23 protein-coding genes are annotated in these 21495 nt (G+C 68.6%); 9 read left to right on the forward strand and 14 right to left on the reverse strand.

Going from position 1 to position 21495, the window contains the following annotated elements:
- Positions 1-18: 18 nt before the first annotated feature.
- A complete protein-coding gene (locus HWY37_RS16020) occupies positions 19-1269 on the forward strand; it encodes an NnrS family protein (protein WP_176089054.1) in 1251 nt (416 codons plus the stop codon).
- Between the two features lie 21 nt (positions 1270-1290).
- Here the strand turns inward: HWY37_RS16020 and HWY37_RS16025 are convergent, their stop codons facing one another.
- The 5 genes from HWY37_RS16025 to HWY37_RS16045 all read right to left on the reverse strand — a co-directional run bounded on the left by HWY37_RS16025 (position 1291) and on the right by HWY37_RS16045 (position 4562).
- Positions 1291-2073, reverse strand: a complete 783-nt coding sequence (locus tag HWY37_RS16025; protein ID WP_246302324.1) for a hypothetical protein — start codon at positions 2071-2073, stop codon at positions 1291-1293.
- A gap of 130 nt (positions 2074-2203) precedes the next feature.
- The gene (locus tag HWY37_RS16030; protein WP_176089056.1) at positions 2204-2425 is read right to left on the reverse strand and encodes a hypothetical protein; all 222 of its coding nucleotides are present in this window, start codon (positions 2423-2425) and stop codon (positions 2204-2206) included.
- An 83-nt stretch (positions 2426-2508) separates the two neighbouring features.
- Positions 2509-2775 (reverse strand): hypothetical protein, encoded by a 267-nt coding sequence (locus HWY37_RS16035; protein ID WP_175208096.1) that lies wholly within the window; start codon positions 2773-2775, stop codon positions 2509-2511.
- 28 nt (positions 2776-2803) lie between these two features.
- Entirely contained in the window at positions 2804-3277 is a 474-nt protein-coding gene (locus HWY37_RS16040; protein ID WP_246302325.1) for a low affinity iron permease family protein, read from the reverse strand.
- Positions 3278-3338: 61 nt separating this feature from the next.
- A complete protein-coding gene (locus tag HWY37_RS16045) occupies positions 3339-4562 on the reverse strand; it encodes an FAD-dependent monooxygenase (protein ID WP_175208095.1) in 1224 nt (407 codons plus the stop codon).
- A gap of 138 nt (positions 4563-4700) precedes the next feature.
- Here HWY37_RS16045 and HWY37_RS16050 point away from each other — a divergent pair, with 138 nt between their 5' ends.
- Both HWY37_RS16050 and HWY37_RS16055 read left to right on the forward strand, forming a co-directional pair.
- Positions 4701-5621: a LysR family transcriptional regulator gene (locus HWY37_RS16050; protein WP_176089057.1), complete on the forward strand. Its 921-nt coding sequence runs from the start codon at positions 4701-4703 to the stop codon at positions 5619-5621.
- Positions 5622-5713: 92 nt separating this feature from the next.
- Positions 5714-6154, forward strand: coding sequence for a hypothetical protein (locus tag HWY37_RS16055; protein ID WP_176089058.1), 441 nt, complete (start codon positions 5714-5716; stop codon positions 6152-6154).
- Here the strand turns inward: HWY37_RS16055 and HWY37_RS16060 are convergent.
- From HWY37_RS16060 to HWY37_RS16070, 3 genes are read right to left on the reverse strand one after another with little or no spacing between them, the layout of a single operon-like run.
- Entirely contained in the window at positions 6147-7046 is a 900-nt protein-coding gene (locus tag HWY37_RS16060) for a GNAT family N-acetyltransferase (RefSeq protein WP_175208092.1), read from the reverse strand. The genes HWY37_RS16055 and HWY37_RS16060 overlap by 8 nt on opposite strands.
- 21 nt (positions 7047-7067) lie before the next feature.
- Positions 7068-8432: a GAF domain-containing protein gene (locus tag HWY37_RS16065; RefSeq protein ID WP_175208091.1), complete on the reverse strand. Its 1365-nt coding sequence runs from the start codon at positions 8430-8432 to the stop codon at positions 7068-7070.
- Entirely contained in the window at positions 8429-8920 is a 492-nt protein-coding gene (locus tag HWY37_RS16070) for a hypothetical protein (protein WP_175208090.1), read from the reverse strand. The genes HWY37_RS16065 and HWY37_RS16070 overlap by 4 nt, the downstream gene beginning before the upstream one ends.
- Before the next feature lie 229 nt (positions 8921-9149).
- Here HWY37_RS16070 and HWY37_RS16075 point away from each other — a divergent pair, with 229 nt between their 5' ends.
- On the forward strand, positions 9150-9881 hold the full coding sequence (locus HWY37_RS16075) for a hemerythrin domain-containing protein (protein ID WP_175208089.1): 732 nt from the start codon (positions 9150-9152) through the stop codon (positions 9879-9881).
- 17 nt (positions 9882-9898) lie between these two features.
- On the opposite strand, the gene HWY37_RS16080 is transcribed toward HWY37_RS16075, so the two are convergent.
- Positions 9899-10750 carry a DUF4189 domain-containing protein gene (locus HWY37_RS16080; protein WP_176089059.1) on the reverse strand — a complete coding sequence of 284 codons (852 nt, stop codon included), beginning with the start codon at positions 10748-10750 and terminating at the stop codon, positions 9899-9901.
- 393 nt (positions 10751-11143) lie between these two features.
- Here HWY37_RS16080 and HWY37_RS16085 point away from each other — a divergent pair, with 393 nt between their 5' ends.
- Together HWY37_RS16085 and HWY37_RS16090 are read left to right on the forward strand one after the other, a co-directional pair.
- On the forward strand, positions 11144-11707 hold the full coding sequence (locus HWY37_RS16085) for a hypothetical protein (RefSeq protein ID WP_176089060.1): 564 nt from the start codon (positions 11144-11146) through the stop codon (positions 11705-11707).
- A 12-nt stretch (positions 11708-11719) separates the two neighbouring features.
- Entirely contained in the window at positions 11720-12472 is a 753-nt protein-coding gene (locus tag HWY37_RS16090) for a hypothetical protein (RefSeq protein ID WP_176089061.1), read from the forward strand.
- Here HWY37_RS16090 and HWY37_RS16095 read toward each other — a convergent pair.
- From HWY37_RS16095 to HWY37_RS34660, 4 genes are all read right to left on the reverse strand, one after another.
- The gene (locus HWY37_RS16095; protein ID WP_176089062.1) at positions 12469-13449 is read right to left on the reverse strand and encodes a Bug family tripartite tricarboxylate transporter substrate binding protein; all 981 of its coding nucleotides are present in this window, start codon (positions 13447-13449) and stop codon (positions 12469-12471) included. The two genes, HWY37_RS16090 and HWY37_RS16095, sit on opposite strands and share 4 nt — an antisense overlap.
- A gap of 34 nt (positions 13450-13483) precedes the next feature.
- Complete coding sequence (locus HWY37_RS16100) at positions 13484-14470, reverse strand: Bug family tripartite tricarboxylate transporter substrate binding protein (RefSeq protein ID WP_175208084.1); 987 nt, start codon at positions 14468-14470, stop codon at positions 13484-13486.
- 2 nt (positions 14471-14472) lie between these two features.
- Positions 14473-15669, reverse strand: a complete 1197-nt coding sequence (locus HWY37_RS34655; RefSeq protein ID WP_246302326.1) for a CaiB/BaiF CoA transferase family protein — start codon at positions 15667-15669, stop codon at positions 14473-14475.
- 96 nt (positions 15670-15765) lie between these two features.
- A complete protein-coding gene (locus HWY37_RS34660; RefSeq protein ID WP_175208082.1) occupies positions 15766-16704 on the reverse strand; it encodes a hydroxymethylglutaryl-CoA lyase in 939 nt (312 codons plus the stop codon).
- 200 nt (positions 16705-16904) lie between these two features.
- Here HWY37_RS34660 and HWY37_RS16110 point away from each other — a divergent pair, with 200 nt between their 5' ends.
- Positions 16905-17633, forward strand: a complete 729-nt coding sequence (locus HWY37_RS16110; RefSeq protein WP_175208081.1) for an IclR family transcriptional regulator — start codon at positions 16905-16907, stop codon at positions 17631-17633.
- 729 nt (positions 17634-18362) lie between these two features.
- On the opposite strand, the gene HWY37_RS16115 is transcribed toward HWY37_RS16110, so the two are convergent.
- A complete protein-coding gene (locus tag HWY37_RS16115) occupies positions 18363-19073 on the reverse strand; it encodes a TetR/AcrR family transcriptional regulator (RefSeq protein WP_175208080.1) in 711 nt (236 codons plus the stop codon).
- Positions 19074-19292: 219 nt separating this feature from the next.
- Here HWY37_RS16115 and HWY37_RS16120 point away from each other — a divergent pair, with 219 nt between their 5' ends.
- Entirely contained in the window at positions 19293-20552 is a 1260-nt protein-coding gene (locus HWY37_RS16120; protein WP_176089063.1) for an alpha/beta fold hydrolase, read from the forward strand.
- A gap of 23 nt (positions 20553-20575) precedes the next feature.
- Positions 20576-21472, forward strand: coding sequence for a VOC family protein (locus HWY37_RS16125; RefSeq protein WP_175208078.1), 897 nt, complete (start codon positions 20576-20578; stop codon positions 21470-21472).
- The last annotated feature ends 23 nt before the right edge of the window (positions 21473-21495 follow it).

The following is a 21495-nucleotide window of genomic DNA, read 5'->3' on the forward strand; positions in this document are numbered from 1 at the left end:
GGCGCCGCGCAGACCCTCATGAGCACGCTGCTTAGCATCGAAGAACCGGCCGCAGCCCCGCGCCGCGCAAGGCCCCAATGGAGCGCCTTCACCGAAATGGGCTTCCGGCCGCTGTACCTGGCCGGCTGCTTCTGGGCGCTGGCGTCCGTGCTGCTGTGGGTGCATGCGCCGGCGCGCCTGACCGGCGTGCTCAACGGCATGCCCTGGCATGCGCACGAGATGCTGTGGGGCTTCGTCGCCACCATCGCCGTGGGCTTCCTGCTGACGGCAGGCGCCAACTGGACCGGCAAGAATCCCTTGCGCGGCACGCCGCTGGCCATCTTGTGCGCGGTGTGGATCGTGGCGCGCGCGGGCTATCTGCTGCCGGGACGGCCGGCCTTCGTGATTGCCGCCGCGGCGGACCTGCTGTTTTTCGTCTGGGCCGCCGGCGCGCTGGGCCGCGCCGTCGCCGTCACGCGCAATCAGCGCAACTACGGCGTTCCCTTCCTGCTGCTGGGCCTGGCCGCCACCAATGCGCTCTACCTCTGGGCCTCGGTCCAGGGCGACTATTTCGCGTTGATGCGCTACTTCAACGCCGGCCTGCTGTGCATGGCGGTGCTGACGCTGCTGATCGCGCGCCGCGTCATCCCCTTCTTCGCCAAGCGCGCCGTGGCCGGGCTGGACATACCCCCTCACACCCGCAGCGGCCACTGGCAGCTGGGCACGGGCATCGCCGCCATCGCCTGCCTGCTGGCGGGCCAGCCGCAGGCCGCCGCGCTGGCCTTGGCCGCGACCGGGCTGATCGCCCTGGCGCAATGGATCTCCTGGAAGCCCTGGGCCGTGCGCAAGGTGCCGCTGCTATGGATTCTGTACGCGGGCTACGGCGGCCTGGGCATAGGCCTGCTGGTCGGCGCGGCGCAGCTGGCCGGCTACGTGCTGCGGCTGGCCTGGCCCGCGCACGTGATCGGCGTGGCCGGCTTTTCGGTGCTGATCCTGGGCATGGTCACGCGCACCGCGCTCGGCCACCTGGGCCGGCCGCTGCAGACCGACCGCAGCATGGTACTGAGCTATGCGCTGATGATCCTGGCGGCCCTGCTGCGCCTGGCCGCCCTGCTCCCGACCGCCGCCACCTTGGGTTTCCTGCATGCCTCGGCCACCGCCTGGGCCCTGGCCTTCGGCCTGTACCTGTGGCGCTTCTTCCCGCTGATGATCCGGCCGCGGGCGGATGCGGGCAAGAGCGCCGCGCCGGTGATGAAGGTCGTGCAGGCGGCGCGGCGTCCGGCCTCCTGAGCGCCGGACTGCCTGGCGCGTTCAGCCGCGCCGCTTCGGCGCAGCCAGCTGCTTTTTCATGGCCTTGAGCCAGGCCTTGACCTGCTGCATGTCCACGAACTGCGACAGCTCGAACTCCAGCTCGCCGATGTATTCCTGGGCGTCCTCGATCTCGGCGTCCAGGTCCTCCATCAGGTCGGACGGGTCTATGGATTGCGCGGGATCGAAGTGGTAGCGGGCCTTGAAGGCATCCTCCACCGCCACGAGCTGCGCCGCCACGGCCGCGATCAGACTCTCCAGCGCCTGGTTATATTGCGTGTAGCGGTCCTCGCCGACCTTGGCCTGCTGGTCCGCGCCCGCGGCCGCCAGCGCCTCGATTTCCGCTGCCAGCTCCGGCGCTACTGCGACCGCGTCCGCAGCCACGGTGGGCGCCGCGGCCTCGCCGGCCTCGTCCTCTTCGTCCTCCAGCTCGGCGTCGTAATCCGAACCGCCGTGCTTCAGGTACAGCGCCTTCAACCGGTCCGCATCGCATTCCGCCGGCGTGCCGTCCAGCACGATGGCATCCAGCGTCTCCTGCGCCAGCTGCGCCGCGATCTCCGAGGCCAGCGCGCGCTCGGCCTTGGTCAGCTCCTTCTGCTTGCAAGCGTGGTCGAAGCAGAACACCAGCTTGGCCTTCAGCTCGACCTCGACCGTTTCCAACGGAGCCAGCACGTCCTCGTACTTCTTCTGGTATTGCGGCTCCACCGTCTGCCACAGGCGCAGCCGGGCACGCTCCTGCTCCAGCGTGCGCGCGAGCGATTCGAATTTCTGGCGTTGCGTGGGCATTCCGGATGCCGGCTGCGCGGCGGGCGTGTTTTCTTGCATGGGGGCCTGGGAGAGCGGCGCGATGCGCGCCGCGAAATGATCGGAGCGCCATTTTAGACGCGCTTGATCGCGCCGCCCGCAGCCCAGGCGCTCAGCCGCGCTTTCCCGGCGAGTGCGCCCCGCCCCCGTCCTCATCTTCCTCCGCGGTCGTATCCGCGGGTTCGATGTCCTCGTCGGGCACTTCGTCGCCCAGCGCGCTGTCGCCGGCGTCGTCCGGGTTGACCGGCGGCGGGCGGTGGTCCGCGGGTCCCGGCTGCGGTGGGGACGTCATCGAGGCCGGGCGCGGAATCGAATCGGAATGGATCTCGGGCATGGCTGCACCTGTACGGAAGCACGGCGAAGGCCGCCGCGGCGTGTTTCCAGCAAATGCCATGCCCGGGCCGGGCGCAAGGCCCGTCAGAACCGCGGGTTTTTGCCGAACGGGACCTCCTCGTCCGTCGGCTTTTCAAACGACGCCGTATCGCCGTTCAGGTCCGCGACCTGGATCTGGGCAAGCCGCGTCGCTTCGTCGATGGCGACCTGGGCCGAAGCGAACCGCTCCTCGACGGCTACCCGTTCATCAGGCACTCCCGCCACCAGCGAAACCAGCACGTATCCTATGCTCCAGCTGCCCTGGTCCTCGACCGGGCGCTCAAGCTGGAAATCCCATTTGGCGTTTTCCATAAGGCCTCCTGTAGATCGAACTTACATGCTACTGCGACCCGGCCGCGCGCGAGCGCCGGCGGCGGCGTTCCCGCCTGACGCGAGCCGTGCAGGCCGCGGCCAGCGCAAGCAGCTTGTCCTCGTCCAGGCGCTCGGCGTCGACCAGCCCTTCGTCCGCCCCCTTGAGCGCGATAAGCAGCTCATCCAGCTTCAAATGCAGCGCCTCGCTGTCCTTGTTCTGGCTCTGCTGGATCAGGAACACCATCAGGAAGGTCACGATCGTGGTCCCGGTATTGATCACCAGCTGCCAAATCTCGGAATACCCGAAAGCCGGGCCGGACGCCGCCCACACGATCACCGCAATCAGCGCCAGCCCGAATGCGATCGGCGAGCCTACCCACCGTGTCACATGCGCGGCGAAGTGGTCGAAGAATCTCGATATCGGATTGGCGTGACCGGCGTTTGCGGCGCGGTGAGACCGCTTGCGGGGTGGCTGCCGCCTTGGAACGCTAATGCTCGGCATGGTGATGCTTCCAGTCCAACCGGGAGATCAGCCTCAGCAAGTCGCGTGCCCGCTGCCAGGCTCAGGCGCGGAACAAGCTGCCAAAGCCTGCCTGGCCGGCGCTGTCCGCGTCCGCCTGGCCGGGCATGGGCAGTCCCTGCGACCAGCCAGCCGCCAGGGCCTGCACATCACGCAGGGGATCGGCGTCCTTGGCGCGCTGATTGCGGATGCGGCAGGCTTCGGGATCGGTGGCGAAGAGGCCGCGCGCGAAGAACCGGGCTTGCTCTATCAGCTGCGAGGTCTTGGGCACGCGCAGTTCCGTGAAGCGCGGCAAGGCGGCGTCCAGGCATCCGTCCGCGTCCTCCAGGCAGCGGGCCAGATGCCAGGCGTCTTCCAGCGCTTGGCAGGCGCCCTGTCCCGACGTGGGCAAGGGCGCGTGCGCGGCATCCCCGACCAGCAGCACATTGGCCCGGCTCCACGTGCGCAGCGGTTCCAGATCGTGCACCTCGATCAGCCGCAGCGCGTGCACCGGGGTGGCCTGGATGATGCGGGCCACCGGATCGGGCCATCCACCGAACAACCGTTCCACTTCCCTGCGCGGATCCGCCGCCGGCCCGGCGCCGGCCAAGGGCCGCGCCTGCGCCGCCGCCCAATACACCAGGCCGGGCTGCACCGGCACCAGGCCAAAGCGCTCGCCCGCGCCCCAAAAGTCCTGGATGGCGATGTCGCCGACCAGCGCATCATCGGCCTGCGCCACTCCGATCCAGTTCACGAAGCCTTGATAGACCGGCGCGTTGTCGCCCGCGACGAAGCGGCGCGCCACGGAATCCATGCGGCCGTCGGCGCCGATCAGCAGGTCGGGACGGATGCAGAGGCCGTTCTCGAAGCGCGCCACGGCCCGGCCGTCCGCATCCAGTTCGAGCGCCACCGCGCGGTGGCCGTACACGACTTCGATCCCGGCGCGCACCGCGTGGTCCAGCAATACCGCCAGCAGATCGCGCCGCAGAATCGTATGGGTCGGGTAGCCCATCGTCCGGTCCAGCAAACCGATATCAAGCCCTCCCAGCGGATTGCCCGCCGCGTCCTGGCGCCGCATGGCCGCCGGCCGCCCGCCCACGGCCGCCACATCCAGCAGCAGTCCCATTTCCTTCAGCACGAAGCCGGCATTGGGCCAGAGCGTCACGCCCGCGCCCATGGTCGTCGCGGCGGCGCCGCGCTCATACACCCGGGGCCGGTGCCCCAGCTTGCGCAAGGCCAGCGCCACGCTCAGGCCCGCAATGCCGCCGCCCAATATTCCAATTTCCATGCTGAAGCTCTCCCGTGCAGATCGTCCCCGGACGCCGCCGTACGCAGCACCCTGGACGCTGCGGGCATCTTATATTCCGCCATTCAGGAGAACTAGTATGTAAAAATGGTTAGGTTTCATACCTTAATCGGGATAATCATGCGCGATGCGCTCGACCTGAACACCGTCCGCGTCTACGCGGCGGTCGTCGATGAACAGAGCTTCGCAGGGGCGGCCCGGCTGCTGGCCCTGCCCTCATCCAATGTCAGCCGCCACGTCGCCACGCTGGAGCGCAGGCTGGGCGTGCGCCTGCTGGAACGCAGCACCCGCCACCTGCACATGACGGAAGCGGGCCGGCTGCTGTACGAACGCGCCAAGCCGCTGCTCGACGCCCTGCTCGCCACCGAGGAAGAGCTGGGCGCGGTACGGCGCGAGCTGCGCGGCCCCTTGAGAATGTGCATGCCCGGCGAAGCGCCGCGCCTGCTTGCCCCCATACTCGCCGAGTTCTGCAGCCTGCATCCCGGCGTCGAACTGGAATGCGATACGCGCATGACCGGCCTGGAATCGCTGCGGGAGGAAGACATGGACCTCGCCATCGTGTTCCATCGCGGCCGGCAGGACGACAGCGCCTTCATCACCCGCGAACTGGCCACGCTGCCCAGCATCGTGGTCGCGGCGCCCTCCCTGCTGGCCAAAACCGGCACGCCGCGCCACGCGCGCGAACTCAAGTCCCTGCCCTGCATCACCACGCTGAGCGCGCTGAAAGGCCAACCCTGGCAATTCCTGGACGCGGCCGGCGAGATCGTCAAGGTGCCGGTCCGCAGCCGCTACCGCGTCAACAGCGGCGAACTGGCGGGGGCTGGCGCGCTGCAAGGCATAGGTTTCGCGATATTGGCGGCCTTTGCCTGCCAGGAGGATCTGGCCGCGGGACGCCTGGTGGAAGTGCCGCTGGACCTGCGGCCGGCGCCGCTGCAATTGCTGGGCGCCTACAGCCACCGGCATTCGGTGACGGCGCGGGTGCGGGCCTTGCTGGAGTTGATGCAAGTGCGGTTGGCTGTGGCGGGGAATGCTGGTAGCTAAACGTATACTCGCGCCTTGCCACCCGCCTCGCGAGCAGCCCTTGAAAGCGCGGCCTCCTCCACCTGCTGCAGGGCTGCGCCGCCCTGCCCCTGTTGACCGGATGCGACACGCTGGCCCTGGCCCTGTCGGACAGCGGCCCGAAGACCGAACGGCTTGAGCGCTATGACTTCAGCGGATACGCGCTGCAGGTGGCCCCCGAGACGAGCTACACCAGCAACGGCGCGAGAAGCGGCTACGAACTCACGCTGAGGCATGGCCGTAGCAAGGACCCCGACCGCGACCTGCTGCAAGGCGCGTACCTGCAAAGGCAGGCAAGCTTCCTCTACCTGGAGCAGGCCGGCACGCTTGTGCTTTTCTATCGCGGCCTCAGCAATTACAGCGGATATCTGGTCGCGGCCATCGATACCCGCCAGGCGCGCTTCAATTTGACTCCCGTCAGAGGCACGGCGCTCTTGTCGCGCGACGCCCTGCCTACGGATCGAGTCGTCGCAACGGCAGCCCTGATTTGCGCCGCCGGCCGCGGTCCTACATGAAGCCAGGATTGCGCGGGAGATACCGCCGCCAGTCGCCGAAATCATGTTCGGACATCAGCACCATGGGCAGCGCGAAGCGCAAGCCCAGCCGGGCCGCGGCCGCCAAGGCCTCGCTGGTTCCCGGCACGAACACGGAAACCTGTTCGCCCTCTCCCGCCGCGGCCAGGGTCAGCGCCGCGTGGAATGCGGCGGGCATGGCCTGCGCATGCACGACGGCCAGCGGACCGATATGGCCCGTGGGCGCGACGTACGCATAGCCCACGCGCTCGTCCGAGTCATCCAGGAACACGCCTTGCATGCCCGGGACCGCCAGCAGATAGCGGTGATGTTTCTCCCTGGGCACGCCCAGGCTTGCCAGGTCGATCCGGCGCAGCGCATCCAGGTCGTCGACCGAATCCTGGATCGGCGTGGCGCGCAGCGCGGAATGCGGCGTCCGGCCCGCCAGCGACTCGGGCGCGGCGCTGCATAGATGGATGGGCACCCGCGGCAGCAGGCCGTGGCGCGCGTATAGCGACTGGGACACGAGATTGAAGGCGAAGGTGATCAGGCAGCGTTCGGCCGCACCGGCCTGGACCGCGTGTTCCAGCGTGCGGGCCAGCAGTTGCCCGCCTATGCCTTGCCCCTGGCGGCCCGGCGCGACGAACAGCTCCGCCAGGAACCAGAGTTGCCCGCAGACCCAGCTCAGGGCGTAGCCGGCCAACTGGCCCCCGTCCTCGGCCACCCACAGTCCGCGCGGATCGTCGCGCAGGCAGAATGCCTGGAAATCCGGCGAACGCGCCGTGGCGATCGCGCCGAAGCCATGGCGCAGGGTCAGTTCGTTGATGCTGCGGGCCACCAGTTCCTGGGCCGGCGCCAGATCGTCGGCACGCGCGGGTCGGATGATGAGCGACATGGGCATCTCCCGGAGTTCGGATCAGGCCGATGCGCAGTCGGCGGACTCCAGCTGCAAGGTCCGTCCCGACACCAGTTCATAGCAGCCCCGGCGCAGCTTGCGGATCTGCAGCGGCCCGCCCCAATCGGCCAGGCGGCGCTGCAACAGCAGCAGGCGCACGCCCAGGTTGTCCTGCACGTCGGGCAGGCCCAGGGCATTGCCGGCCAGCCTCAGTTCCCGCGTCGAGAAACCCCAGCGCCCGTGGCGCTGCGCGTCGCTCGCGATGCGCCAGAGTATGGCGCCCGCCACGCCTTTGATCAGGTACTGCCCGTCGATGAACACCGTGCCGTCGCGCGGGAAGTAGCGCAGGTGCAAGGGCGCGCCCGGCTCGGCTGGCGGCGTGGCGGCGGCATCCTCCTGCGGCGCCTGGCTGGCTTCCAGTTCGGCGCTTTGCAACGCCAGCAGTGCCTGCGCCAGCTGCGCGCCCAGCACGGCCAGGGCATCCTCGTCGTCGTAGCCGAAGAACTGGTCGCTTTCGCTTTCCACCAGCAGCGCGCCCACGGTGCGGCCGCGCGCGCGCAGCGGCACGGCCAGCTGGCTGCACGGCGTGGCCAGGCCCGGCAGCGCAATGGGCTCGCCGCCGGCCAGGCCCTGGTCACAGGCCAGCTGGTGCAGCGTGCGCCCGTACCGGTACATGCGCGCCATATGGCCTATGCGCAGCGCCACGCCCTGGCGCACGGCCACGCCCACCAGGCCGGCCGCGGCCAGCGGCAGTTCGGCGCCTATGCCCTGCTGCGTGTAGCCCATGCTGGCCAGCGCATAGAGGCTTTGCCGCTGCTCGTCCAGCAGCCACAGAATCGCATGGTGCACCGCCAGGTCGTGCCGCAAGCCGTCCATGGCGACCTGCGGCAATTGCGCCAGATCGCCGCATTCGGCCAGCCGCGCCGACACCGCGCGCGCCCCGCCCGCCAGATCGCAGCGGGGCTGCAGCGTGGCCATGGGCGCGCCTTCCTGCATGGCCGCGATGTCCCGCACCTCGTAGATGTCGGCGCCGCGCAGGCGGAACACGTGTTCCATGCCGGAGTGCGCGGCGATGCCCGCCAGCTTGGCGCGCAGGCGCTCGAATATCGGCCCTTCGGTCTCGGTGCGCAGGTAGCGCAGCTGCAAGCACAGGCTGCCGCCGGTGCAAGGGTCCTCCACCATCAGACTGGCCCGTTTGGTGGAGAGGATGTTCTCGCGGCTGTGATTGAAGAACTGGAAGGTCAGCGCCACGTGGCTGGTATCCACGTACTCCACGTGCGACAACAGGTTGACGTGCGGCACGCCATCGGCCGACACACTGCACAGCGTCGGCGGAATGCCGCCGTCCAGGACCCGGCGGATCGCGAGCAAGCTCAGCGCGCTCATGGCCCGGGTTCCAGTTCCAACGCCTGCCCGGCACTCGGACCGGGCGTCTGGTTCCAGGCGCCAGTCACGCTGTAGCGGACGGCCACCAGCTCCGACACCTCGACGCCATACCAGTGTTCCAGGAAAGGCGCGCCGGCAAAGCCATCGACGTCGGCCAGCTCCAGCGTCAGCGTATGACGCCGCAGCGCCAGCAGGCCGGCATGGGACGGCAAGGCGGGCTCGACGCGGGCGTCGCTGCCCTTGACGTGCAGAGTGCGGTTGCTGCGCGGAGAGGTGGCCAGCATGGCGACCTGGGCCGTCTCGCGCAGGGCCGCGACCACGCGGGGCGCGGCGCGCTCGGCCAGCAACACCAGCATGCGGCCATCCGGCAGCACATCGGCGGCCAGGGCCCGGCAGACATGGGGATTGCCGTCGCGGTCACAGCCGCCCAGGCGCAGCGATGGCAGCGCGGGCAGGCTGAGGCTCCATTCGGCAGGAAGCAAGGGCACGGCGAATACCCCACAAAGCAGCTGAAGCGCAACGGTGTCAGAAATGATAGCCCAAGGTCCCGCGCGGAATCGCATGCGGCTTAGCGTTTTTTTAGCAGCGGCTTAACAAACTCTTAGCAACGCCGTCGCGGCGGCGTTCCTACACTTTCCTTGCCTGGTTTCCGGTCCGAATCCGGCCGTTATCGGGTCCCTGCAAGCGCATCGCCATTTCACTTTCAAGGTCCACCCCATGAACTGCAATACCGAAGCCCTGTCTTTCCCCCAATCCGCCGCCGCCCCGCGCATGGACATCTACGTAGGCATCCACAAGGCGCTGCGCGCCATGATGCTGGACACGCTGCAGGCGGTGGGCCGCCTCGACGTGCACGACCCCGCCGAAACGCAATCAACCTGCGACCGCGTGCAGGAACTGGCCGACCTCTGCGCCAGCCATCTCGGACATGAAAACGATTTCGTCCATGCCGCCATGGAGGCGCGCCGCCCGGGATCCAGCGGCCGCATCGCCGCGGAACACGTCGAGCACCAGGCCGCGATTGCGCAGCTGCGCGGGGCGGTGGACGCGCTGGGCGCCGCCGGCTGTGCCGCCAGCCAGGCCGGCGCCGCGCTGCGGCTGTACCGGCAGCTGGCGCTGTTCGTGGGCGAGAACTTCACCCACATGCACATCGAGGAAACGCAGCACAACCAGGTGTTGTGGTCCTGCTATGGCGACGAGGAACTGCGCGCGCTGGAAGGCGCCATCGTGGCCTCGTTGCCGCCCGCCGAGAATCTGCTCATCATGCGCTGGATGATCCCGGCCATGACGCCCGCCGAGCGCGCCGAACTGCTGGGCGGCATCCAGGCCGCCGCGCCGGCGCCGGTGTTTTCCGCGGTGCTGGAGGCGGTGCGGCCCCATCTGGGCCGGCAGGACTGGGCCAAGCTCAGCCGGGCGCTGGCTCCGGCCCCGGCGCGGATCGTGGCCTGAAGGCCGCGAGGCCGCGCTCAGTTCGCCTTCTCGTCCTCGCCCTTGTAGCCGCTGATGTAGGCGCGCCCCGAGCAACGCACGAACGCCACGCAGCTCGCGCTGCCGGTCTTGGCGGTGCAGGCGGCGCGCGCTTCGTTGCGCGCGGCCACGGAGTCCGGATTCTTGGCGGTGAAGCTGGTGCCGCGGCCCTTCTCGCCGCCCTTGATCCAGGCCATGCCCACGCAGGTATCGGTATAGGTCAGCACCGTGCGGCAGCCCACGCAGTCTTCCCACTTGAGCAAGGCGTCGACCGCTTCCTTCTCGCTCGGATAGCCGTCGGCGTAGGTCAGGTCGCCCGATTCCTTTTCGGCCACCGAACCCCAGTAGCCGCGCGAGTCCAGCTTGGCCGACAAGGCTTCCAGCTGGGCCGGCGTGGCGGTATCGGGCGCCTTGAGATCCGCTTCGCTGTAGCCGGGGCCTACACACAGCGGCATGACGGCGAGCTTGCACTTGCCGTCGGCGCTGTCGTTGGTGCAGGTGCGGATCGCTTTTTTCGCCGCGACCTCGGACGAGACGCTGGCGCCCCAGAACAGGTCGTTGCGGGAGTTGCGCGAGAACGCCACGCAGCTGTCGGAGAACGAGGTGACGCTCTTGCAGCCCTTGCCCCCGGCCTTGTTGCACTTGGCCAGCGCGGCGTCCTGCGCTTCCTTGGCGGAAGTCTCGGGCATGACCCAATACAGCTTGGCGTGCGCCTCGTCGGTGGCCACGGCGCCGTACAGCGTGTCGGCGTGAGCCGCCGGCGCGGCCGCAAGGCCCAGGGCCAGCGCGCCTGCGGCGGCCAGCGCGGCAGCGGTTGAACGGAACTGAACGAGCAATCGCGCGAGCTTCATTGTTATGCAATATCCAGTAGATGTGGCGCGGCGCAGCCCTCGATACGCCATGATCCGAAGGCGGGCCGGGACGTGCCGGGGCGTGGAACGCGCGGATCGTAGCACGTTACAGTTTGTCTTCAGCAACGCGTTTTTCCACGTTTCCGGGTATTACGTAACGAATTCCTTACCGCAATCGGCGTGCGCCGCGCATGATGCGCCACTATTTTTTCGGTAACATCGGACGCTCTCGTCACGGCGCAACTCGGGCCGATGCGCGGCACGCCGGCCCTGGCGCCAGCCTTGCCGCCGGGAAACAGCTTGTCACGAAACGAAACTAAAACAAGACAAAATCTTGCGTTCGCTGAATTATGTTGCGGCACGCCGGATCTTTGAGGGAGCACCTAGCGCACCATGAATACATCGCGACTCCGTTCGACCTGGTGGCTGGGCCGCGCCCTGCCGGTGTCGCTGGCCCTGGCCGCGCTGGCGGGCTGCGCGCCGATGCCCACGGGCGGCAGCTCCACGCTACCGTCGCTCACCAATATCTTCTCGTCCGGCCTGTCGCTGTCTCCCAGCGTCAACGTCGCCAAGAACATGAAGGGCCGTCCCGTCGCCGACGCGATCACGGCGCTGGGCGAGCCGTCGAAGAAGCGCGGCGTCGGCAACACCATGGAGATGATCTGGTCCGACTACCAGACCGCGCCCTATACCGAATGGGTATCCACCGGCTCGTCGCAACAGGTGGTGGGCATGATCCCGGCCACGGCCACCACCGCCGCCACGCCGGTGTTCCAGCAGAACAATAGCGGCTATTACAACAACCGCATGAAGGTCTATGAATGCAGCGTGGTCATGCGCATGCAGAACAGCATCATCATCGACACCCAGGTCGACGGCAACGTCTGCCCCGAGTTCATCGCCGCGCTGCGCAAGTGGGCGGGCGAACGCGAAGCCAACAACTACCGCAGCAAATAAGCAGAGGCCGCCTTGTCGCACAAACTCGGAGCGCGCCGTTTCTTCGCGGCGACAGCCAGCGCCATCCGCGGGCAGGGTCGCGCCATGCTGGCGTCGGCGCCGTGGTCGCTGGCTGCGTTCATGCTGACGCTGCCCGTCGCCTTGATGAGCGCCAACCTGTTCCCCTACGCGGGCTGGCCGCTGCTTGCGCTGGCGCTCGTCAACCTGATCGCCCTTGCGCGCATGACGTTTGCCTGGCATCGCGTCATCGGGCTGCAAGGTCCGGCAGGCGCCGCTGACGCCCGCGGCGGCACCGCCGAGGCCCGCCACCTGGCGCTGCTCGGCCTCCTGGTCCTGGCGGTCGCCGCCCTGGCGCGCGCCACCGGCGACCTGCCCTTCCTGGTCTATGTGCTGACGAACGGATCGGGCGACCATCTGTTCTGGATCGCATTGGCCGCGGCGCTGATGCTGGTCTGGCTGCCGGTGCTGTACGCGCTTGCCCTGTACGGCCAGGCCCTGCCGCGCGTCGCGGCGACGGGCGAATACGGCTTGCGCGGCCTGCGCGCCGCGGCGCCCTATCCATGCTGGCCGCTGATGCTGGCGCTGTTGCTGCTGACGGCGCTGGCGGGCTACGCCGGCTATGCCCTGCGCACGCAGATCTATGAGTACCCCGAGGTCGGCATGGCGCAAGGCGTGCTGGCTGCCGTGCTTTGCATGCCGGTCCTGTTTGTCGTCATGGCGATGTATGCGGTGGCGTATCGCGACTCCGCCCCGAGCCGCGCCTAGTCCGGCGCGATGCCGGCGGCCTTGATCACCTGCCCCCACTTGCGTTGTTCGGCCAGCTGGAATGCCGCCAGTTCGGCGGGCGTGCCGCCGGCCGGAATCGCACCCAGTTCGGCCAGGCGCCGCTTCACGTCCGCATCGCTCAGGGCCTGGTTGATGGCCAGCGACAACTTTTTCTGCACCGGTTCCGGCGTGTCCGCCGGCGCGTACATGGCAAACCAGGACGACGCCTCGAAGTCCGGCGCGCCCAGCGCTTCGGCCATGGTCGGCACCTGCGGATAGTCGGGCAGGCGCTGCGCCGTGGTGACGGCCAGCATGCGCAATTTGCCGGCCTTCACGAAGGGGGTGCTGGTCAGCAGCGTGTCGAACATGATCTGGATCTGCCCCGCCACCAGATCGGTGACGGCGGGACTCGAACCCTTGTAGGGAATGTGGGTCATGGACGCGCCGGTCTTGAACTTGAAGTACTCCGGCACCAGGTGCGACGAGCCGCCATTGCCCGCTGAGCCGTAGTTCACGCGGTCGGGATGGGCCTTCAGGTACTGCACCAGCTCGGGCACGGTCTGCACCGGCATCTGCTGCGGATTGATCACGACCGCGATGGGCACCGTGAGGACCAGCGCCAGCGGCGTGAAATCCTTGTTCGCGTCATAGGGTATGTCGGGATAGAGCCCGGGGTTGATCGCCATGGTGCCGATGCTGGCCATCATCAGCGTGTACCCGTCGGGCTTGCTGCGCGCGACGTCGCCCGCGCCGATGAAGCCGTGCGCGCCGGCCTTGTTCTCGATGACGAAGGGCGTGCCCAGGCGGTCGGCCAGCGCCTTACCCATCACCCTCGCGGCGATGTCCGTCGGGCCGCCCGCGGGGAACGGGACGACCAGCCGGATGGGGCGTTCGGGCCATTGCGCCGCCGTCTGGGCCTGGGCGGCGGGCCCCGCCAGGGCGCAGGCGAGCGCGGCCGCGGATGCGAGCGATTTCATGCTTCTGTCTCCTCTGTGGACGGTGGACGCGCGCTCAGGCAGCGGTCTGGATGCCGGCTTCGCGTATCAGGCGCGCCCACTTCTTCTGTTCTTCCAGGATGTAGCGCTGCGCGGCCTCGGGAGAGCCGCCCATGGCGGTGCTGCCTTCGGCGGTGAACATGGCGATGGTGGCCGGATCGGCCAGCACCTTCTCCACCACCGCGTTGACGGCCTGGACCACTTCCGGCGGAGTGCCGGCCGGCGCGACCAGCGCCTTCCAGTCCAGCGCCTCGAAACCCTCGTAGCCGGATTCGGCCACGGTGGGCACATCCGGCAGGATCGCCAGCCGCGCTCGCGCGGTGACGGCCAGCGCCCGCAGCACATTGCCCTTGAGCATTTCCTGCGCCGCCTGCGGAGTGGCGAACATGTAGTCGGTGCTGCCGCCCAGCAGGTCATTGAGCGCCGGCGCCGCGCCGCGGTACGGCACGTTCAGGACCTGGAACTTGCCCTGGTAGGCGAGCAGCTCGCCCGCCAGATGACCCACCGTGCCCGAACCCGCCAGGGCCTGCTTGAGGGCGCCCGGTTCCGCCTTCGCGTCCTTCACCAGATCGGCCAGCGTCTGCCAGCGCGCATTGGCCTTGACCACCAGCACGACGGGCAGCGACGCGATCATCGAGACCGCCGCGAAATCCTTGGCCGCGTCAAAGGGAATCTGCGGCATCAGCGCGGGGTTGATGGCCAGGTTGGCGGTCTGGCCCAGGCCCAGCATGAAGCCGTCCGGCTTGGCCTTGGCCACGAAGTCCATCCCGATGTTGCCGCCCGCCCCCGGGCGGTTTTCAACCACGACCGACCAGCCTGTCGCCGCCGTGACCTTGGCCGCGATGGCGCGGGCCACGGAGTCCGTGCCGCCGCCCGGCGTATACGGGACGATGAGGCGCACCGGCCGGCCGTTGGGATAGGCGCCCGCGGTCTGGGCGCGCAGCGGCAAGGCCGCGGCGCATAGCGCCGCGCCCATGAAGGCGCGGCGGGATAGCGTGAACATAGTTAGTCTCCTTGTGTGATTTGCCTTGCCTTCAAGGCCGCGATTTCATCGTCGCTATATCCGACGCCGCGCAGCAGCGCGTCGGTGTGTTCGCCCACCGCCGGCGGCTGCAGGCGTATGCCGGGCTGGGCGCCGCCCAGCGTGAAAGGCGCCAGCGGCACCTTGGACTCGCGCCCGTCTTCCAGCGTGATGGACGCAAGGCCGCCGGTGGCCGCCAGATGGGGATCGTCGAACAGCTGCTCCGGCCGCGTGATGGGCGCGAAAGGCAGCCCCTCGCGCTCGAACACCGCCGCGAGTTCGGCCGCGCTGCGGTCCGCCAGATGCGAGCGCAGCTGCGGCATCAGCCAGTCGCGCGCCTGCACGCGGTCGTTGTTGGTGGCCAGGCGCGGGTCGGCCAGCAGTTCGGCCAGGCTGAAGGCGCGGCAGAAGATGCCCCACTGCTTGTCGCTCACCACCGCCAGGAAGATCTGTTCGCCGCCCTTGACGGTGAACACGTCGTAGATGGCCCAGGCCGAGATGCGGCTGGGCATGGGCGCGGCGGCGCGGCCGGTGGCGGCGTACTGCATCATGTGCTGCCCCACCAGGAAGACGTTGTTCTCGAACAGCGAGGCCTGCACCTCCGTGCCCTCGCCCGTCCGTTCGCGCTGCGCCAGCGCGGCCATGGCGCCCATGGCGCCGAACATGCCGCCCATGATGTCGTTGACGCTGGCGCCGGCGCGCAGCGGATCGCCGGGCCGCCCCGTCATGTAGGCCAGCCCGCCCATCATCTGCACCACCTCGTCCAGCGCCGTGCGGTGCTCGTAGGGCCCGGGCAGAAAGCCCTTGTGGCTCACGTAGATGAGGCGCGGATTGCGCTGCTTCAACGTGGCGTAATCCAGGCCCAGCTTCTGCATCACGCCGGCCTTGAAGTTCTCGCTCACGATGTCGGCCGAGTCGATCAGGCGCAACGCCGCCTCTATCCCCTCGGGCTGCTTCAGGTCCAGGGCGATGCTCTTCTTGTTGCGGTTGAACATGGGGAAGAAGCCCGCGCCCGATCCCAGCAGGCGGCGCGTGCTGTCGCCGCCCATGGGTTCGACCTTGATGACTTCGGCGCCCAGGTCCGCCAGCAGCATGCCGCAGGTGGGGCCCATGACCATGTGGGTGAATTCGACGACGCGGATGTGTTCGTAGGGCAGGCGCGGAGTGGCGTGGCTGGACATGGGTGTGGCTCTTCTATGGGTCTTCTTTCTATGGGTCTCGTGCGACTTGCGGCGTGGCCGCGTGGATCGGGCCGGCCGGTCCGCGGCGCGACGCCTTCAACGCAGCTGGGTATATCCCTTGGGCAGGCCGGCGTCCGGCGTCATGCCATAGAGCGGCTCGCCCGGCAGGCCGGCTGCCAGCGGCGCGCGCGCGGCGACGATGCGCTCCAGGTCGATCCCGGTGCGCACGCCCATGGCCTCGAACATGAACACCAGGTCCTCTGTCACGACGTTGCCGGACGCGCCCGGCGCATACGGGCATCCGCCCAACCCGCCCAGCGAACTGTCGAACGTGCGCACGCCCTCTTCCCAGGCGGCCAGGCAATTGGCCAGGCCCAGGCCGCGCGTGTTGTGCATGTGCGCCGCGCCGGCGCTGTCGCCCAGCTCGGCGCGCAGGCGGCGGAACAGCCGGCGCACCTGCGCCGGATTGGCATAGCCCACGGTGTCCGACAGCCCCGATTCATCGGCGCCGGCCGCCACGCACAGCGCGGCCAGGCGGATGACCTCGTCTTCCGGCACCAGGCCCTGCAGCGTGCAGCCGAAGGCCGTCGAAATGCCGGCCTCCAGCTTCACCCCGGGCGCCAGCTCGTCGCGCAGCCGCGCGATCGCGCGCACCTCCTCCACCATTTCCTCGGGCGTCTTGCGCACATTGGCCAGCGAATGCGCGCGGCTTGCGGAGACCGGCATGGTCAGCTTGTGGACGCCCGCCCGCAGCGCCGCCTCGGCGCCGCGCAGATTGGGGACCAGGGCCATGACCGTGACGCCCGCCAGGCCCGCCGCGTGGCGCACCACCTCGGCGGCGTCGGCCATCTGCGGCAGCAGCCGCGCCGGGACGAAGGACGCCACCTCGATCTCGCGCACGCCGGCCGCGGCCAGCGCATCGATCCAGTGCAGCTTGTCGGCGGTGGCCATGGTGGCCTTGACGGACTGCAGGCCATCGCGCGGACCGACTTCGCTGATGAGCACGTCGGGCGTCTGGGCATGGGATAGCGGCATGGCGGGATTCCTTGAAAATTCTATCTTATAGAACTATATTCTCTACAATAGAATTATTAAACCTGCGGATTCCTGCTGTCAAGGCCGGGGTTCCCAGGGAAAACGACGAGAGCCGCCCGAAACAGCGCCTACAATGCCGACGATTCGTTCTAAAGGATGGAATATGGCCGCAAACATGCATCGATGCCGCGGAGGCGACCATGCCGCGTAAAGCCGCCACGGAATCGCTGGCCGACACCGATGCCGCCGAGGGCGGCGTTGCCGCGGTGGACCGCGCGCTGAGCCTGATGTCCGTATTCGGGCCCGGCGACAAGGCCCTGTCGCTGGGCGAGCTGGCCGAGCGCACCCGCCTGTACAAGAGCACGGTGTTGCGCCTGCTAGCCTCGCTGGAGCATGCCCGCTGGATCCAGCGCCTGGATGACGGCCGCTACGCGCTGGGCGGAGAAATCGCGCGCCTGCACGGCCTCTACGCCGCCTCGTTCTCGCTGGAACAGGTGGTGATGCCGGTATTGCGCGACCTGGTCGCCGCGACCGGCGAAAGCGCGGCCTATCACGTGCGCCAGGGCGATGCGCGCCTGTGCCTGTACCGCGTGGATTCGCCGCATCCCGTGCGCGACCACATCCGCGCCGGCGATCTGCTGCCGCTGGACCGCGGCAGCGGCGGCCGCGTGCTCACGGCCTACGATCCGGTGCTGGGCCACGCGCCCGGGCCGGACCAGGAGCTATATGCCCGCATCCGCGCCGACGGCTATTTCGCCGCCATGGGCGACCGCCTGTCGGAAGTGGCCGGCATTTCCGCGCCGGTGTTCCTGCTCAACGGCGAGATCGCGGCCGCAGTGACGCTCACGGCGCCCGTCCACCGCTACGTCGCCAATCACCTGGCGGCGGTGCAGGAGGCGGCGCGGCGCCTGACTGGGAAAGTCGGTTAGCGGACCCGGGCACGGCCAGCGCTGCTGCGGCCAGGCAGTACGCTGGGTTCTTGAGCCGCCGGCGTCCAGACTGCGGGATTCCGATGCTCGCCCCGGTGGGGCTGCGCTTCGGATCCCTCCGTCCGGCCACCGGCTCACGGCATCTGCCCATGAACGGGGTCCGAAACCGACGCATTAGGCGACTGCCAGCCGAGGACCCCGGAGTCATCCGAAGCGCAGCCCCACCGGGGCGAGCATCGGAATGACGCAGGGCAGCCTCGGCGCCTAAAGAACCCCGACATCCGCAAGCTCGTAGCCCGGCGGAACTGATGAGGTAGAGTTCTTGAGCCGCCGGCGTCCAGACTGCGGGATTCCGATGCTCGCCCCAGTGGGGCTGCGCTTCGGATCCCTCCGTCCGGCCACCGGCTCACGGCATCTGCCCATGAACGGGATCCGAAACCAACGCATCAGGCGACTGCCAGCCGAGGCGGCCCGGAGCCATCCGAAGCACAGCCCCACCGGGGCGAGCATCGGAATGGCGCAGGGCTGCCTTGGCGGTTAAAGAACCCTGACATCTGCGAGCTCGAAGCCTACCGCTTCGGTTTTATGAGGCTAGGTTCTTGAGCCGCCGCCGTCCGGACTGCGGGATTCCGATGCTCGCCCCGGTGGGGCTGCGCTTCGGATCCCTCCGTCCGGCCACCGGCTCACGGCATCTGCCCATGGACGGGGCTGAAACCAACGCATTGGAAATCAGGGCTGCTGTCCGCCAGGCAGCACCAGCTTCTCCAGATAATCCAGGTCCTCGCGCACCAGCCGCAAGGACTCGCTCACGTCCGGCGACCTGGGGCGCCGCGAAGCGTCGCGCAGCAGCGATTGCACCGCCATGTCCGCCATGATGGCCGCCACTTCCGCACGGCTCAGCCGGCCGTCCGGCTTGTACCACCAGGCGGACCAGTTGCACATGCCGATGAGGCTGAACGCGGCGACGTGCGGATCCACCATGCGGAACTGGCCGTCGCGGATGCCGTTTTCGATGACGCGGCTGAAGTTCTCCAGCACATTGCGGCGCGAGGCCTGCATGGCCGCGCGCTGCTTGGGCGCCATGTCGGCCTCGGTCCGGTCGGCCACGCGGAATTCGGCGCTGCGCGACAGGATCAGGTCGGCGTGCTGCGTGACCAGGGCGCGCAGCGCCTCGACCGGATCCAGGTCCTCGCGCGTGGCGGTTTCGCCCGCCATTTTCTTGGCTGCGCTCAGCACTTCCTCGGTCAAGGACTTCAGGATCGCGTCCTTGCTCTTGAAGTAGTAATAGACGGCGGTGCGGCTCAGGCCCAGCGATTCCGCGATGTCCTGGATGCTGGTGCCGCCGGTGCCGCGCTTGATGAATAGCGTGGCCGCGGCGTCGAGTATGGCGGTGCGCAGCGCTTCGCCCTTCAGCGCTCCCTTGGTGCTTGCGTCGTTCACGTTGCGATGTTCCTCGAATAGGCCGTCCGGGACGGCCCCGTCCCGAAATTATGGCATGCGCGATTCCGCCGTCTGGCCGCGCCCGCCATCGCTTTCACCCTGGTAAGCCCCTCATATTTGACGCTACTGTCAATTTTTTAAATTTAATTGACACCAAAGTCAAATATTCGTCTAATACGTCAAATCGATGGCCACGGACCATCGCAACAGGAGACGAATGTGACTACCGCCGCCCCTTCCAGCCAGGTCACCGCCGGCTTTCTCAACACCGATTGGAATCCGCGCGACCTGCCCGCCGGCGCGTCGACCCGCAACGTGGTGCTGCGCACCGCGGACGGCGCCGCCACCTCCGGATCGCTCTACCAGCCCGAAGGTGCGCGCCCGGACACCGTGGTCTGCGTCATGCACCCGCGCGAATTCATGGCCTGCCATTACCTGATCCCCGACATCGTCGGCGCCGGCCTTGCCGCCTGGTCGCAAGGCGCCCGCTCGGTGGGCAACGACCTCAGGCTGGAACATGAACTGGCGCTGCAGGACGTCGCGGCCGGACTGCGTTTCCTGCGCGACCAGGGCTTCAAGAAGATCGTGCTGCTGGGCAATTCCGGCGGCGCCGGGCTGTACGCCTTTTACGCGCAGCAGGCTGGCCTGCCGGCCGCCGCGCGCGCCACGCGCACGCCCGGCGGCAAGTCCAGCGGACTGGACGAGCTGGACATGCCGCAAGTGCACGGGCTGGTGCTGGTGGGCCCGCACCCCGGCCAGGGCTCGCTGCTGCTGAACTGCATCGACCCGTCCGTGGCCGACGAGAACGACGCCCTGTCGGTCGCGTCGGAACTCGATCCGCTGGCGCCTGAAAACGGCTACCGCCCCAAGGGCCAGGCGCGTTACACGCCGGAATTCGTCGCCCGCTACCGCCAGGCGCAGCGCGACCGCATCGACCGCCTGGACGCGCAGGCGCGGCAGATGATCGCCGACCGCCTGGCGGCCCGCGCCGACGTCAAGAGCGGCGCCGACGCCTCGGCCGAACGCCGGCGCCAGGCGGCGCACACGCCGGTGCTGGTGGTCTGGCGCACCGACGCCGACCTGCGCTGCCTGGACCTCAGCCTGGACCCGTCCGACCGCCACCCGGGCTCGCTGTGGGGCAAGGATCCCTATGCGTCGAACTACGGCGCCGTCGGCTTCGCCCGCTTCTGCACGCCCGAGAGCTGGCTGTCGACCTGGTCCGGCCTGTCGTCCAACGCCAGCATGGCGCGCACCGCGGGCGGCATCGTCCAGCCCACCCTGATCATCGAATACACCGGCGACCAGGCCTGTTTCCCTTCCGACGTGCGCGCCATCCATGACGCCATTCCCGCGCCGGACAAGACCCATCTGCGCATCCGCGGCGACCACCATGGCCGCGCCCTGGCCGAAGGCGACGAGCCCGGCCGCTACCTGGCCGGCCGCGAACTGGCCGCCTGGCTGCGCAGCCGTTTCCAGTAATCCGCAAGCCGACGGAGCAAGCCATGACTGCAACCCCCAACACTCCCGCCCCCCTGCGCCTGCACGGCGTGGACCACACGGCGCGGCCCACCTGGCGCCTGCGCGAGACCGTCGCCTTCTATCGCGACATACTCGGCCTGCCGCTGATCCACGTGATCTCGGCGCGCGGCTGGGGCCCGGCGACGCACCCCGATTTCCTGCACTTCTTCTTCGATAGCGGCAACGGCAGCACGATCGCCTTCTTCTACTACCTGGGCTCGGACGAGCCCGAGGCGCTGCAAGGCCGCAGCGGCATGCGTCCGCTGCCCGAGGACCACGTGTTCGACGCCACCCACACCGCCTGGCTGGTAGACAGCGAAGACGAGCTCAAGGCCTGGAAGCAGAAGCTGCAGGACGCCGGACTGGACGTTTCCGTCGAGACCCGCCACGAGGTGATCGAATCCATCTATGTGCGCGACCCGAACGGCTACTTCATCGAATTCACGCGCAAGCTGCGCCCGCTGGGCCAGGTCGACGCAGTCGACGCCGACCTGACGCTGCAGGCGGCAATGCAGGCCGAAGCCGACGCCGAGGCCGCCGGCGGCCGCATCCAGCAAATCGACGACATCTGGGCGCGCAAGGCCGCGCTGCTGGAACAGCGCCTGGACATGGCCGATGGCGCTCAGCCGCAAGTGCGGATCTTCGTGCCGCGTGTCGAGGAGTTCTCTTCATTGGTGCAGGACGCCTCGGGACGCGAGAACTGCACCGTCGTGCCCGGCGAGCATTTCGACTGCATCGTCGCCGACGGCCCGGTGGAATTCCAGCGCAAGGCCCTGGGGCTCAAGCCCGCCGTCTGGTATGGCCTCTTCACCGGAGGCGTCAGCGGCACCATCGACCTGCTGGACCGGGACCGCGTGCGGATCTCGTCCGCGCGCCACTGACACGCGGGCCAGGAGGAGACAAC

Source organism: Achromobacter anxifer (assembly GCF_903652925.1).
Classification (GTDB): domain Bacteria; phylum Pseudomonadota; class Gammaproteobacteria; order Burkholderiales; family Burkholderiaceae_B; genus Achromobacter; species Achromobacter anxifer.